Source organism: Bacillus sp. NEAU-242-2, assembly GCF_027853835.1.
Classification (GTDB): Bacteria; Bacillota; Bacilli; order Bacillales; family Bacillaceae; genus Bacillus; species Bacillus velezensis.
In genome coordinates this window covers 500,068-513,607 of record NZ_JAPNNY010000003.1, presented here as the reverse complement: position 1 = coordinate 513,607, position 13,540 = coordinate 500,068, and the positions used below count along the sequence as shown (strand labels likewise).

Here is a 13,540-nt window from a genome sequence, read left to right as displayed (position 1 = left end):
ACATGTCAAGCAAATTGTTAAGGGGCACGTTCGTGCTGACGCTCGGCACCTATATATCGCGGATTTTAGGGATGATTTATCTGATCCCGTTCGGAGCGATGGTCGGAGCGACGGGCGGAGCTTTGTTTCAATACGGATATAATCAATATACACTGTTTTTAAACATTGCCACGATGGGATTTCCCGCCGCGGTTTCAAAATTTGTCTCGAAATATAACTCCAAAGGAGACTATGAGACGAGCAGGCGGATGCTGAGAGCGGGAATGTCGGTTATGCTCGTAACCGGGATGATCGCTTTTTCAATTCTTTATATTTCGGCGCCGTTTTTTGCGGAAACATCTCTCGGCGGCACGAGTAACAACGGACTTACGATTGACCACGTCGTTTATGTGATCCGGATGGTCAGTCTGGCACTTTTGGTCGTGCCGATTATGAGTCTTGTGCGCGGTTTTTTCCAAGGTCATCAGATGATGGGGCCGACAGCCGTTTCACAGGTTGTGGAGCAGCTTGCCCGGATCATCTTTTTATTGGGCGCAACGTATTTGATTTTAAGAGTGATCAACGGCGGCCTTGTCATCGCAGTCGGATACGCGACTTTTGCGGCGCTGATCGGATCATTCGGAGGGCTTGTCGTCCTTTATATTTACTGGAATAAGCGGAAGGGCGATCTTCTGGCGATGAAGCCGAATCTCGTCCCGTCTGCGAACTTAAGTTATAAAAAAATGTTCATTGAGCTTTTCAGTTATGCCGCTCCTTATGTATTTGTCGGACTGGCGATTCCTTTGTATTCGTATATCGATACGAATACGTTTAATAAAGCGATGATTGCGGCGGGCCATAAGGATATCAGCCAGGACATGCTTGCGATTGTCACCCTTTATGTGCCGAAGCTTGTGATGATCCCGGTTTCTCTGGCGACCGCTTTCGGTCTGACGCTGATTCCGACGATTACTGAATCGTTTACGAGCAGGAATTATAAGCTTTTAAACCAGCAGATTAACCAGACGATGCAAATCATTCTGTTTTTGGTTATTCCCGCTGTTGTCGGGATGTCCGTGTTATCGGGTCCGGCCTATACATTCTTCTACGGCTCTGAAAGTCTTCGCCCGGATATCGGACAGGATATATTGTTCTGGTACGCGCCTGTCGCGATTCTGTTTTCTCTGTTTACCGTAAACGCCGCGATCCTGCAAGGGATTAATAAGCAGAAATTTGCTGTCGTGAGCCTTTTCATCGGCGTCATTATCAAAGTGGTGCTGAACGTGCCGCTGATCAAGCTGTTTCAGGGAGACGGGGCCATCTTGGCAACGGCGCTCGGTTATATCGCTTCTCTTCTGTACGGTTTTGTCATGATTAAGCGCCATGCGGGCTATTCGTATACGGTACTTATAAAACGGGTCATTTTAATCGCAGTCCTGTCCGTCGTGATGGGAGTCGCGGTCAAGATGACTCAATGGCTGCTCAGCTTCTTTGTAACATACCAAAGCGGCCAGGTGCATGCGGCGATTGTCGTCTTTGTCTGCGCCGCTGTCGGCGGTGCGGTGTACATGTTTGCCGCATACCGAATCGGATTTTTACAGAAAATGTTTGGAAACCGTCTGCCCCGCGTTTTGAGAAGAGGCAGGCATTCCGCCCATTGAGAAATAATGAATAGTCCGCTTATCGCGGGCTTTTCTTTTTAAAGGAGAGGATCAGGATGAGACTTGATAAGCTGCTTGCCAACAGCGGATTCGGCTCAAGAAAAGATGTGAAAAAAATCGTCAAGGCCGGGGCTGTCATGATTGACGGAGAGCCGGCGAAAGATGTGAAAACCCATGTCGATCCGGAAAAACAGGACATCACGGTATACGGAGAGCCGGCAGACTATCGTGAATTTATTTATGTCATGATGAATAAGCCGCAAGGAGTGCTGTCTGCTACAGAAGACAGCCGCCAGCAAACGGTGGTTGATCTGCTGACGCCTGAAGAACAGCGATTTGAACCGTTTCCGGCGGGACGTCTTGATAAGGATACGGAAGGCTTTTTGCTTCTCACCAATGACGGGCAGCTCGCTCATCGCCTCCTTTCTCCGAAAAAGCATGTGCCTAAAACATATGAGGTCCGGTTAACTTCACCTCTGTCACCGGAAGACATCGTTCATCTGGAAAGAGGCGTCGTCATTGAAGGAGGCTATAAGACGAAGCCGGCAGCCGTTGAAATTATTACAGAAAGCCCGGATGAAACGGTGATACACTTGACCATTACAGAAGGCAAATATCATCAGGTGAAGCTGATGGCAAAGGCTGTCGGAAATGAAGTGGCTTATTTGAAGCGGCTTTCGATGGGGGCTGTTTCTCTTGACCCGGATCTTAAACCGGGAGAATTCCGCGAGCTGACTGAAGAGGAGCTCGAAACGCTGAGAGGCGCAGAAGTGTAATCGATATCAGAAAAGCCCAAAACAGATTTGTTTTGGGCTTTTTATATAGAGGAACAAAAAACAAGGCAAAGACGCTGCTTTGCCTTGCAGCATGTCAGGCCGAAAAGGGCCTTATGTAATTGTTCGCTTAAGATGTAATTTTCACTTTTTTTCGTGTTGTCTCCCACTTGCCTCGGCTAGGACTATGAACAAGATCATTGTATGCTAACACATTTAAGTCTCGCTGAATGGTTCTAGGTGTAATGCCGAATTCATCAACCAGTTCCTGTGTTGTCACAAGGCCTTTTTCCTGGATGAACATGTAAACTGATTTAATCCGAGTCAGCATACGATTTGTTGAAGGTTTCAAAAAACCACTCCCTATCATAAGATCGGATGGACTTGATATACCACAACTTTCGACTCTAAAACTTCGTACGAATAAGCAACAAAGGATGACATTCTGTTTTTTCTCTTTTAACTGCCTCCATTATACACGATATGGACGACATGAATCTAGGAATAAGCGCAGGTAATTTTTTCAAATGGGTACAGCCTTGGTGCATTACTATGTCCGGCCCGCTTTTATTATTATGGAAACTGAAACTTTTTTTATACATGTCCGTATGAAAACGGGGGAGTGAGAAGTTTGGGAGAATTATTGAATGCAAACATTGTCTGCGCCGGTTATGCTGACAGGCCGAAGGTGATTTCTGATGTATCTCTGTCAGTCAACGCTGGTGAAATTGCCGGTTTAATCGGAGCGAACGGCGCGGGGAAAAGTACAGTGATAAAGGCGGTTCTCGGGCTGTCCCGGGATATTGAAGGCGGTATTGAGTGGAATGATTCGTCTTATGCTTACATACCGGAGCGTCCGAGTTTTTACGATGAACTGACACTTTGGGAGCACCTCGAGCTGACCGGGTCATTGCGGGGTATAGAAGGGGAAGAGTGCCGTGAGCGGGCAGGGCGGCTGCTTGAAGAGTTTTCGCTGACGTCTGTAAAACATGATTTGCCTTCCGGTTTTTCAAAAGGGATGCAGCAAAAGCTGATGCTTATACAGGCATTTTTGGCGAAGCCGGATATTTACATCATTGATGAGCCTTTTATCGGACTTGATCCGATCTCAACAAAGCTGTTTACCGACATGCTGATTGCTGAGAAAGAAAGGGGCGCGGGGATTTTGATGTGCACGCATGTTCTGGATACGGCGGAAAAAATCTGCGACCGATTTTATTTGCTGGATCAGGGCGCTCTGCTTCTTCAAGGCACATTAGAGGAGCTTCAGGAAAAAACGGGGAGCCGTTCACTGCTGGATTGCTTTTATTCAGCGGTTCGGAGCAGTCAGCGATGACCGGGCGGGCTCTGTTTTTTCAAAGGCTGTTTCATTATTGGCGGTATCAATGGAAGGTGTTTCAGACGGTCATTGATTGGACGGTCGCGCTGTATATCGTTCTTCCCGCTGCCGCATTTGCCGTTTATCAATATGCTGAATGGCTGAACGGCAGGGGGCTTCTTAATGGAGGGGCAGGAGTATTAGGATGGGGCTGGCTGTATGTATTCAGTGCCCTGCTGTTATGCACAGGTTTTATTCATACCTTTTTGCTGGAAGCGGATCACGTGTTTTTGGTGCATGCAAAACATCTGATGCAAAAGCTGAAACGGTACGCGCTTTTGTATTCGATGTTCCTTTCCCTTATCAATTGGGGTGCGCTTGCCGTATTATTATTTCCCTTATGGCGCCAGTACGGTGACTGTACCTTACCGGCATATTCAGGTATGTTTTGCTGTCTGTTCGGCTTCCATACCGCGATATTAGCGGTGCACCGGCACAGAAAAAACAGCAGGCGGACATTCGGGAATCAGGCGGCGGGCTGGCTGAAAGTGATGGTTCTGATGGCGGGTGCGTTTTTTATGATCACCTTTGCCGCCGAATGGTATTGGCTTTGGCCGGCGGGATGTATATTGTTCATCTGTTCCGCTCTTTTGACTTGGAGAGGGACGGAGACATTATCGGCCTTTGAGGAAGAAGTGCTTGAGGAGAACAGGCGGAAGCTTTCACTCGCCGCCTCTGTTTTGATGCTCAGCCATGATGTGCAGCTCCCGAATGGTAAAAATAAAGGGCGGAACAAGCCGTTTTTATATCCCGGCTCAAAGCACATCTTTACAAAACGGTCGGCGTATACGGCGTGGAAAGAATTGTTCTTTAAAGTGCTGATCCGAAACGGCGGGTATCTCCGGCAGCTTTACCTTTTAACCGCGGCTTTTACGGCTCTTATTCTCGTTCTTCCGCTCTTAGTGAAGCCGGCAGTCCTTATTTTATTTGCGATCGTCAGCCGCTATGCCGCGTCACTTTTATTTGACCGGATCACGGGTAAACCGGTTTTAAGCGGTATCAAGAGAGACAGCGATGACTATTTCCGGGCGCGAAACAGCGCATTAACCGTCATTCAAATCATCTGTTCCGCCTGGTGTCTCATTGCCGCGATTCTTTCCGTTCTTTATATGTAAAAATCCCTTTCCGAAAAGGAAAGGGATTTTTCTTAATGTCCGTTCAAAATAAAAAGCTGAATAAAAAACAGTACGGCGAAGATGAGGACTAGAGGATGGATTTCGCGCCATTTTTTCTTAGCTGCTTTAACAAGCGGATATGAAATGAAGCCGAGTGCGATTCCGGTTGAAATACTGGACGTTAAAGGCATCGCCAAAATGACGAGAAAGGCCGGGAACGCTTCGTCAAGCTCATTCCAGCGGATATTCGACACAGCACCCATCATCAGGCTGCCGACAATAATCAGAGCCGGTGACGTAATCGCGGACACTTCCGATAAGACGCTGACAAGCGGGCTGAAAAACATGGAAACGGCAAACATAACGGCAATCGTCAGCGCCGTCAGACCCGTTCTTCCGCCGGCGGCCACACCTGCTGAAGATTCAACGAACGCGGTCGTCGGGCTGGTGCCGAAGATGCTTCCGACCGTCGTAGCGGTCGAATCAGCCAACAGCGCTCTTCTGGCATTCGGCAGCTGATTGTTTTTGATCAATCCCGCTTGTTCGGCGACACCGATCATGGTGCCGGTCGTGTCAAAAATCGTAACGAGAAGAAAAGAAAACACAACGGCGTACAGACCGTGATGCACGACATCCCCGAGGGCTCCGAACGGATTTGTGATCAAAAGCCCCTCCGGCAGGCGCGGGAATGAAACGAACCCTTTCGCAAAATGGATCTGTCCGGTCAAAAAGGCAATGACGGCGGTCAGCGCCATTCCGATGAACAGAGCCCCGTTTACATTCAGCACCATCAGCACGATACTGATGATAAGTCCGATAAGCGTTAAAATGACGGCGGGCGAATGAAGATCGCCGAGTGCGACCAGATTGGATTTATCAGCCGTGATGATTCCGGATTGGCGTAAGCCGATAAAAGCGATAAATAAGCCGATGCCGGTCGTAATTCCGTATTTTAAATTGTCCGGAATCGCTTCTATAAGTTGTTTTCTTAAAGGCGTTAACGATAAAATAATAAAGATGACTCCCGCGATAAAAACGGCGCTGAAAGCCGTCTGATACGTAATGCCGCTGCCTGTGCCGACAACGTGAAAGGCGAGATACGCGTTTAAGCCCATGCCGGGGGCAATGGCGATCGGAAAATTCGCAGCGAGAGCCATCCATAAAGTTCCGACAATGGAAGCGATAATCGTCGCGGTGAATACCTGGTCAAACGGAATCCCCGCATTGGAAAGGATCACCGGATTGACGACAATGATATACACCATTGTGAAAAAGGTGGTCAATCCCGCGGTAATTTCTCTTTTTATTGTCGTTTGATGCTTGTCGAGATGAAACATAAGTACCTCCAATGACGAACATTTTTTCAAAACATCATCTATATTATTCGTTTTATCGACATTTTGCAAGTCTTTATCAAGAAAGGGGATTTGTGATGAACTGGGAAGTTGAAGTCATCAGAAACAAAGAAGATCTGATCCGTGACACGCAGAAGTTTTTGCAGATCAACAGCGTAATGGACGAATCAACAGCCGGTCCCGGCCGGCCGTTTGGAGAAGGCGTCAATGCCAGCCTGACGTCACTGCTGGAATTCGGTAAAAAAGAAGGCTTCACCGTAAAGAATCTTGACGGCTATGCGGGCCATATTGAATGGGGAACGGGTGACGAAATCGTCGGCGTTTTGTGCCACGTCGATGTCGTTCCGCCCGGAGACGGCTGGACGAGCGATCCGTTTTCAGCCGATATCAGGGATGGCCGGATATATGCCAGAGGCGCCATTGATGATAAAGGGCCGACAATGGCGGCGTTTTATGCGCTGAAAATCGTCAAAGACATGCAGCTCCCTTTATCCAAACGCGTGAGAATCATCATCGGAACGGATGAAGAAAGTGATTGGAGATGCGTGGATCACTACTTCAAACACGAAAAAATGCCTGACATCGGCTTTGCTCCTGACGCAGATTTTCCGATCATTAACGCGGAAAAAGGAATTATAGATGCGTCACTGCGCATTGTAAAAAGCGCTTCTGACAAAGACGCAAAAAACGTGCTTCTGTCATTCCGTTCAGGACTGCGTTTGAACATGGTGCCGGATGCGGCTGAAGCGGTTATTGAAGGGAACGGTCTTGATGCCGTGCACGCGTATTTCAGCAAATGGCTTGAGCAGTCAAAAACACAAGGTGAAGCAGTTTCGGAAAATGGAAAACTGACGCTTCGGGTGTACGGAAAATCATGCCACGCGATGGAACCGGATAATGGTGTCAATGCCGGCTTAAAGCTTGCTGAATGCCTTAACGGAACAGAGCTGGATGGAGCCGGAAAGCACTTTGTCAAAACCATCAGTGACTATTTTTCAAATGATACACGAGGCAAAAAGCTGAAAATTGATTGCAGGGATGACATCAGCGGAGAGCTGACATTGAATGTCGGCACCTTTACATACAGAAAGGGTGAGGAAGGAGAACTCGGCATCAACATCCGTTATCCCGTCACTTCAGACGGCAAAGTCATCCGTGATGCTTTTACGTCTGCTGAAGAATTCCGGCTTGAAGAATTTAAAGACAGCAAACCGCACCACGTTTCTGCTGATCATCCGCTCGTAAAGACGCTTCAAAAGGTTTACGAAGGACAAACGGGAAAGAAAGCGGATCTGATTTCAATCGGCGGAGGAACGTATGCGAGATCCCTTTCGGCGGGCGTCGCGTTCGGGCCGCTGTTCCCCGGCCGGCCTGACAGCGCGCATCAAAAGGATGAGTACATTGAAATCGATGACCTTCTCAGGTCAACGGCTTTATATGCCGAAGCCATTTATGAGCTTGCCAAGTGATAATAAAAAGGGACGCCGAAAGCGGCATCCCTTTTTATCATTCAAATGACCATAAATCCGTTGATAAATAACGTTCTCCCGTATCGGCCGTCATACAGATGACGATCTGTTCGGAAGGGAGGCGTTTGGCGGTTTCAATGGCGGCAAAGCAGGCGGCGCCTGAAGACGGGCCGACGAGTATGCCTTCTTCCCGGGCCAGACGCCGTGTTGTCGTATACGCATCTTCATCAGATATTTTCATGATTTCATCGTAAACGTCCTGATTCAGTATGCCGGGAATAAATCCGGGGCTTGTCCCGACAAGCTTATGAGCGCCGGGTTTTCCGCCAGACAGGACGGGAGATCCCGCAGGCTCGGCGACATGAACAATCATATCCGGGAAAAGCTCTTTCAGCGTTTCTCCGGTTCCGGTAATGGTTCCGCCCGTTCCCGCCGTTGCCACAAAAGCACCGAGCGGTCTGTTGAGCTGCTGAACGGCCTGATAGATTTCAATGGCTGTCGTTTTTCGGTGGGCATCTGGATTTGCGCCGTTATCGAATTGCATCGGGATAAAACTTCCCGGAATCTGTTCGGCGAGTTCTTTCGCTTTTTTGATGCTGCCGGGCATTCTTTCCGCCCCCGGTGTTAACACAACCTCCGCGCCGTACGCTTTCAGGAGGTTGATGCGTTCTTTCGTCATCGTGTCAGGCATGACGAGGATTGCCTTGTAGCCGCGCGCCGCCGCGTTCATCGCCAGGCCGATGCCTGTGTTGCCGCTTGTCGGTTCGATGATGACAGAGCCGGGTTTTAAATGCCCGCTGTTTTCCGCTTCAATGATCATATTGTAAGCCGCTCTGTCTTTGACACTGCCGCTCGGGTTAAACGATTCTAATTTTAAATAGACCTGTGCTGCATGTTCTGGCTGAAGGCGATTGAGCTTTACGATCGGTGTGCCGCCGATCAGCTCCGCCGTGCTGTTTGCGATTTTCAAGGCCGGCTCATTCCTTTCTGTATAAAACTGTTGGTACATAATATCCTATCATAATGAGCGGACAGGGTTCTCCTCTCCGCTTATCCGTTTTATAATAACACCATAACCAAAGAGGGGGAGATCCTCGTATGAAAGCTTCATTGCCGCATTATTTTATCGGCATTCCGATTCCGGCTGACATTGCTGAACCGATTTGGGAAGCAGCCAAAAAGGAGCCGGCGTTATCATTCAAAAAATGGGTGCACCCGCATGACTATCATATTACACTCATTTTTCTCGGAGCCGCGGATGAAGAACGGCTTGCGAAATTATCGTCTCTGCTCGCAGATGCTGCGTCGGCAGCGCAGCCGTTTACCGTACAGTTTCAGCATCTGGATATTTTCGGCGACCGCAGACAGCCGAGAGTGCTTCACCTTGAGCCCGAACGGAATGAACTGCTCTTTGATTTGCGGGAAAAAACAAAACAGGCTGTTTTGAAAGCCGGTTTTCAAGTGGAAAAACGGCCGTATCACCCTCATATGACGATGGCGCGGAAGTGGGCGGGAGACCGGCCGTTTCCTGACGATGTGCCGTTTGAAAGCGGCAGGGTGCAAAGTGCCGTCAGCCGGTTTTCCCTGTTTCAGACCCATCTTGACCGGTCGCCTAAATACGAAGAAATCGCACAGTTTCAATTGACATAAACAAATATTCGGAGTGGAGAAATCACATGGCACAGATCATCAAAATTCACGACTGCATATCCAGATATGAACTTGATCCATACCATTATATGAACCAGTTTATCCGGCTGAAGAAAGAACGCTGGGAGGCGCTTCTTGAAGCGTTTGACCGGATGACGGAAGAAACGGAAACGGAAACGGCTGCCGGCGGGGAAACCGATCAAGCGCCGGCCAGGAAAAAATTTTCCTTAAAAAAGAGAAAAGAAGAAAATACGGCCGATATAAATGAAAAGAGGCACCAATGGTTTGATGAACCGGAGGGAGAAGAGGCGCTGTTCGGGAATCTTCCGTCTCAAAAGTCTGAGCTCGCGCCTTTTTTCAAAGATCAGCTGTATGACTTTCAATTAAAATGGGCGAGCTCCACGCTTTCTCAAAAGTCTGAGCTTTCGCAGGCGGTCAAAGGGGACAGGATGTTAAAAATGCTGGCTCAAAAGCTGCCCGATTCCTATTTTGTGATGTATCATCCGGTTCTGCAAATTCAGCAGGCGTCCGTCGAACTGAGCATTATCATCATCTCGCCGCTGGAGATTTTCTGCGCCGCTTTTATGGAAGCGGAAGAGGACAGCGTATATATCGGATCAAAACACCGTTTTTGGGAAGAAAGAGGCTCCGGCAGCACGCGCCAAGTATTGAATCCGTCTCTCAGCCTGCACCGGACGGGCTCGGTCGTTTCGCAAATCATAAAAGAAAAGCAGGCCGACATTCCCGTGCGGAAGCTTTTGCTCAGCAGAACGTCTTATATTGATTACCCGGAGCCGCCGTATGGGCTGGAAATAGCTGATAAACGGACTGCCGCAGGGTGGCTGGAAAAGCAGCAGAAAAATACGGCGCCGATCAAGCACCACCAGCTGAAGGCGGCGAAGGCTCTTTTGTCTTACGGGTTGAGCGATTCAAGCCGGAGACAGGAATGGCTTGATTAAAGCGGACGTTTGCCGGCTGTCTCTTCATCTATGAAGCAGGTGAAACAAACGATGAGTCAATGGTTTTTTATTATTAATCCGGTCTCAGGAGGCGGGCGGGGCCGGCGTGTCTGGAAATCAGTTCAAAAAGAGCTGACCAGGCGCGGGGTCAGCCACCGCTCTTTTTTGACCGGGCATCCCGGACATGCGGAGGTGCTGGCGAGACAGATTTCAATGATGCAGGATCATAAGCTTAAGCGGCTGTTCGTCATCGGCGGTGACGGGACGATGCATGAAGTCATTAACGGACTGAAAGGAACGGATCAGATTGAGCTGACCTTTGTGCCCGCCGGTTCGTACAATGACTTTTCCAAAGGGCTCGGTATTAAGAAGTCGGCGCTCCTCCAAGAAATCAAAAGTCTGCACCGCCCGCTCACACGGAAATTTTTTGCGGGAAACATCAACTTTTTTCATGACAAAGCGCAATCACTTTATTTTATTAACCACCTGTCTGTCGGTTTCGATGCCTCAGTTTTGAAGGCAGCCGTGAATTTTCCGTTATCGCGCATTCTTCGGTTTTTGCGTCTCGGTTTTGTGATTTACCCGCTCGCGCATTTACATACGGCCTCGGGGTTTCAGCCGTTCAGATTTGTTTGCACGGCAGACGGCCAGAGGCGTGAATTCCGCAATGTCTGGTTTGTCATTGCGGCTAATCATCCTTATTACGGAGGCGGCATGAAAGCGGCGCCTTCAGCAAATCCCCGTCAAAACCATTTTGATATTGTCATTGCAGAAAACCTGTCCTTTTTCTCGCTGTATCGTTTTTTATGGGCGATGAGCTTCGGCCGGCATATCAAAATGGACGGAGTGACGATGATAAAGGGGAAGGAATTCGTTTTTGAAACAGATGGGAAAATTCCGTTTCACGCTGACGGCGAGCTGATCGGAACGACGCCGTTTCGGCTTATGCCGGGCGGCGCGCCGTTGAAAATAAAAACATAATAAACAAATGAAACCCGTCAAATGTTTCACGGAAAAGAGCGGTTCGCGGCATAAATCTTCAGAATTCACAGGTGTTCTTGCTAGTTTTGCTTGACGAAGTTTGTGCTGTAGCGCTAAAATTTATAGGACGGCTATTGATTAGCATATGAGACTCTCAATAGCTGTCTTTTTTATTCTCATGAAATTGTTTATGACAGGCCGCTCCGCCAATAGAGAAAGGCTGGAGGCCTATTCTAAAATATTTTAAGAAATGATGGGTTGAACATTGATATGAACTGGTTGGGACAATTACTAGGTAGCGATTGGGAGATCTTCCCCGCCGGAGGAGCTACAGGAGATGCATATTATGCGAAACATAACGGCCAACAGCTTTTTTTAAAACGTAATAGCTCGCCCTTTTTAGCCGTGTTATCCGCCGAAGGCATTGTTCCGAAGCTGGTTTGGACAAAACGGATGGAAAACGGAGACGTCATTACGGCTCAGCATTGGATGGCGGGCAGGGAGCTGAAGGCAAAGGATATGAGCGGACGCCCGGTGGCTGAGCTGCTCCGCAAAATCCACACATCAAAAGCTTTGCTCGACATGCTGAAAAGATTGGGAAAAGAACCGCTTGATCCGGGCGCCCTTTTGTCGCAGCTGAAGCAGGCCGTCTTTGCTGTGCGGCAATTTTCGCCGCTTATTCAGGAAGGCCTTGCTTATTTGGAAGCTCATGTGGATCAGGTGCAATTCGGTGAAAAAGTCGTTTGCCATTGTGATGTGAATCATAATAACTGGCTTCTGTCAGAAGACAACCAGCTGTATTTAATAGATTGGGACGGCGCCATGATAGCCGATCCGGCCATGGATCTCGGCCCTTTATTGTATCATTACGTCGAAGAGCCAGCGTGGGACAGCTGGCTTGGGATGTACGGCATGAAGCTCACGGAAGGGCTTCGGCTGCGGATGGCGTGGTACATGTTATCGGAGACCATCACCTTCATCGCCTGGCACAAATCAAAAGGAAACGACAAAGCGTATCATGATGCCATGGAAGAGCTTCATGCCCTGATGAAGCGGATTGTCAAGTAGTCAGGAGTACGAATCCATCTGCTCCACCCATTGGGACAAATGGTTTTGGTGCTCCTGAATATGCGTGTCGATGGAATCGGCCGTGATGCCGGACTGGCTGTAGCGGTAGACATCCTCGAGCACGTTTTTTATATTTGAATCAAGCCCGGTGTTGGCCATCAGTGATTTGATGACGCGCTCCAGCTGTTCATACTCGGCAACCGTGCCGCAGCAATCCAATTGATGGTCGGCCAATATGTCCTTTAATAACCGGACCTGATGTTCGCTTGTTAAGCCCATGATTCATATACACATCCTTTCTGTGTCATACATTGTGCAAAGCGGTGCGGTTTTATGCATCACATGAGTGTTCCGGACCGGGGGAGCCTCTTTTTTTATGCAGCCGGCGCCTTTAAAAGGCGCTTGCGGCTCTTTATGTTTCATGGTATGTTGTTACTCGAAATTATAGATAGAGGTGTCAATCATATGAGAATGCGCCATAAACCTTGGGCGAATGATTTTCTGGCAGAAAACGCTGACATCGCCATCAGTGATCCGGCCCAGTATAAAGGGCGATGGAACACGGTCTTTGGCAATGACAACCCGATCCATATTGAAGTCGGTACGGGAAAAGGGCAGTTCATTTCTGGAATGGCCAAGCAGAATCCGGATATCAACTATATCGGAATTGAGCTGTTTAAAAGCGTCATCGTCACTGCCGTCCAAAAAGTAAAGGACAGCGGGGCTCACAATGTCCGTTTGTTAAATATAGACGCGGAAACACTGAATGACGTATTTGAACGGGGAGAAATCAAGCGCGTATATTTAAACTTTTCTGACCCGTGGCCGAAAAACCGTCACGAAAAGCGCCGTTTAACATTTAAAACGTTCTTGAAAAAATACGAAGAAGTGATGGGCGAAACAGGTGAGATTCATTTTAAAACCGATAACCGCGGTTTATTCGAATACTCTCTGAAAAGCTTTTCCGAATACGGCCTGCTTCTGACGGAAGTCAGTCTTGATCTGCACAACAGCGATCCGAAGGGCAATATTATGACAGAATACGAAGAAAAATTCTCCGCGCTCGGCCAGCCGATTTACCGGGCCGAAGTTGAATGGAGAACAAAAGACAGACTCTGATGCGGGAGTCTGTTTTTTTATGCCGCCATTTGC

General features: G+C 48.5%; 14 protein-coding genes. 10 read left to right on the top strand and 4 right to left on the bottom strand.

Annotated elements, in window-relative coordinates; genetic code table 11:
* The first annotated feature begins 2 nt into the window (after window positions 1-2).
* Both OWN49_RS12750 and OWN49_RS12745 read left to right on the top strand, forming a co-directional pair.
* On the top strand, window positions 3-1,640 hold the full coding sequence (locus tag OWN49_RS12750; RefSeq protein WP_176283483.1) for a putative polysaccharide biosynthesis protein: 1,638 nt from the start codon (window positions 3-5) through the stop codon (window positions 1,638-1,640).
* A 56-nt stretch (window positions 1,641-1,696) separates the two neighbouring features.
* Complete coding sequence (locus tag OWN49_RS12745) at window positions 1,697-2,416, top strand: pseudouridine synthase (RefSeq protein WP_007408795.1); 720 nt, start codon at window positions 1,697-1,699, stop codon at window positions 2,414-2,416.
* Between the two features lie 127 nt (window positions 2,417-2,543).
* Here OWN49_RS12745 and OWN49_RS12740 read toward each other — a convergent pair whose 3' ends face one another.
* Window positions 2,544-2,765, bottom strand: a complete 222-nt coding sequence (locus OWN49_RS12740) for a DeoR family transcriptional regulator (protein WP_003152337.1) — start codon at window positions 2,763-2,765, stop codon at window positions 2,544-2,546.
* Between the two features lie 279 nt (window positions 2,766-3,044).
* Here OWN49_RS12740 and OWN49_RS12735 point away from each other — a divergent pair, with 279 nt between their 5' ends.
* Both OWN49_RS12735 and OWN49_RS12730 read left to right on the top strand, forming a co-directional pair.
* Entirely contained in the window at window positions 3,045-3,749 is a 705-nt protein-coding gene (locus tag OWN49_RS12735) for an ABC transporter ATP-binding protein (protein ID WP_014418670.1), read from the top strand.
* Window positions 3,746-4,906 (top strand): ABC transporter permease, encoded by a 1,161-nt coding sequence (locus OWN49_RS12730; RefSeq protein ID WP_176283482.1) that lies wholly within the window; start codon window positions 3,746-3,748, stop codon window positions 4,904-4,906. The genes OWN49_RS12735 and OWN49_RS12730 overlap by 4 nt, the downstream gene beginning before the upstream one ends.
* A 32-nt stretch (window positions 4,907-4,938) precedes the next feature.
* Here OWN49_RS12730 and OWN49_RS12725 read toward each other — a convergent pair whose 3' ends face one another.
* On the bottom strand, window positions 4,939-6,243 hold the full coding sequence (locus OWN49_RS12725) for an NCS2 family permease (RefSeq protein WP_070082232.1): 1,305 nt from the start codon (window positions 6,241-6,243) through the stop codon (window positions 4,939-4,941).
* Window positions 6,244-6,338: 95 nt separating this feature from the next.
* Between OWN49_RS12725 and pepV the strand changes: the two genes are divergently transcribed.
* Window positions 6,339-7,730 carry a dipeptidase PepV gene (gene pepV, locus OWN49_RS12720; RefSeq protein WP_176283481.1) on the top strand — a complete coding sequence of 464 codons (1,392 nt, stop codon included), beginning with the start codon at window positions 6,339-6,341 and terminating at the stop codon, window positions 7,728-7,730.
* 37 nt (window positions 7,731-7,767) lie between these two features.
* Here the strand turns inward: pepV and cysK are convergent, their stop codons facing one another.
* Window positions 7,768-8,739, bottom strand: a complete 972-nt coding sequence (gene cysK, locus OWN49_RS12715; RefSeq protein ID WP_176283480.1) for a cysteine synthase A — start codon at window positions 8,737-8,739, stop codon at window positions 7,768-7,770.
* Window positions 8,740-8,828: 89 nt separating this feature from the next.
* On the opposite strand from cysK, the gene thpR reads away from it, so the two are divergent.
* The 4 genes from thpR (at window position 8,829) to OWN49_RS12695 (ending at window position 12,388) form a co-directional block, all read left to right on the top strand.
* Window positions 8,829-9,380 carry an RNA 2',3'-cyclic phosphodiesterase gene (thpR, locus tag OWN49_RS12710; protein ID WP_012118221.1) on the top strand — a complete coding sequence of 184 codons (552 nt, stop codon included), beginning with the start codon at window positions 8,829-8,831 and terminating at the stop codon, window positions 9,378-9,380.
* A 26-nt stretch (window positions 9,381-9,406) separates the two neighbouring features.
* Window positions 9,407-10,339, top strand: a complete 933-nt coding sequence (locus OWN49_RS12705) for a hypothetical protein (RefSeq protein WP_176283479.1) — start codon at window positions 9,407-9,409, stop codon at window positions 10,337-10,339.
* A 51-nt stretch (window positions 10,340-10,390) separates the two neighbouring features.
* Window positions 10,391-11,320 carry a YegS/Rv2252/BmrU family lipid kinase gene (locus tag OWN49_RS12700; protein WP_176283478.1) on the top strand — a complete coding sequence of 310 codons (930 nt, stop codon included), beginning with the start codon at window positions 10,391-10,393 and terminating at the stop codon, window positions 11,318-11,320.
* A gap of 270 nt (window positions 11,321-11,590) precedes the next feature.
* The gene (locus OWN49_RS12695) at window positions 11,591-12,388 is read left to right on the top strand and encodes a phosphotransferase family protein (RefSeq protein ID WP_003152355.1); all 798 of its coding nucleotides are present in this window, start codon (window positions 11,591-11,593) and stop codon (window positions 12,386-12,388) included.
* Here OWN49_RS12695 and OWN49_RS12690 read toward each other — a convergent pair whose 3' ends face one another.
* Entirely contained in the window at window positions 12,389-12,667 is a 279-nt protein-coding gene (locus OWN49_RS12690; RefSeq protein WP_003152357.1) for a YtzH-like family protein, read from the bottom strand. It lies immediately after the preceding gene.
* Window positions 12,668-12,853: 186 nt separating this feature from the next.
* Here OWN49_RS12690 and trmB point away from each other — a divergent pair, with 186 nt between their 5' ends.
* On the top strand, window positions 12,854-13,507 hold the full coding sequence (trmB, locus tag OWN49_RS12685; protein ID WP_003152359.1) for a tRNA (guanosine(46)-N7)-methyltransferase TrmB: 654 nt from the start codon (window positions 12,854-12,856) through the stop codon (window positions 13,505-13,507).
* The last annotated feature ends 33 nt before the right edge of the window (window positions 13,508-13,540 follow it).

Bases quoted from the DNA above. Each gene is read 5' to 3' on its own strand.
- OWN49_RS12700 (WP_176283478.1), top strand. From the start codon at position 10,391: ATGAGTCAATGGTTTTTTATTATTAATCCGGTCTCAGGAGGCGGGCGG.
- OWN49_RS12690 (WP_003152357.1), bottom strand. From the start codon at position 12,667: ATGGGCTTAACAAGCGAACATCAGGTCCGGTTATTAAAGGACATATTG.
- trmB (WP_003152359.1), top strand. From the start codon at position 12,854: ATGAGAATGCGCCATAAACCTTGGGCGAATGATTTTCTGGCAGAAAAC.
- OWN49_RS12695 (WP_003152355.1), top strand. From the start codon at position 11,591: ATGAACTGGTTGGGACAATTACTAGGTAGCGATTGGGAGATCTTCCCC.
- pepV (WP_176283481.1), top strand. From the start codon at position 6,339: ATGAACTGGGAAGTTGAAGTCATCAGAAACAAAGAAGATCTGATCCGT.
- OWN49_RS12745 (WP_007408795.1), top strand. From the start codon at position 1,697: ATGAGACTTGATAAGCTGCTTGCCAACAGCGGATTCGGCTCAAGAAAA.
- OWN49_RS12730 (WP_176283482.1), top strand. From the start codon at position 3,746: ATGACCGGGCGGGCTCTGTTTTTTCAAAGGCTGTTTCATTATTGGCGG.
- OWN49_RS12750 (WP_176283483.1), top strand. From the start codon at position 3: ATGTCAAGCAAATTGTTAAGGGGCACGTTCGTGCTGACGCTCGGCACC.
- cysK (WP_176283480.1), bottom strand. From the start codon at position 8,739: ATGTACCAACAGTTTTATACAGAAAGGAATGAGCCGGCCTTGAAAATC.
- OWN49_RS12725 (WP_070082232.1), bottom strand. From the start codon at position 6,243: ATGTTTCATCTCGACAAGCATCAAACGACAATAAAAAGAGAAATTACC.
- thpR (WP_012118221.1), top strand. From the start codon at position 8,829: ATGAAAGCTTCATTGCCGCATTATTTTATCGGCATTCCGATTCCGGCT.
- OWN49_RS12705 (WP_176283479.1), top strand. From the start codon at position 9,407: ATGGCACAGATCATCAAAATTCACGACTGCATATCCAGATATGAACTT.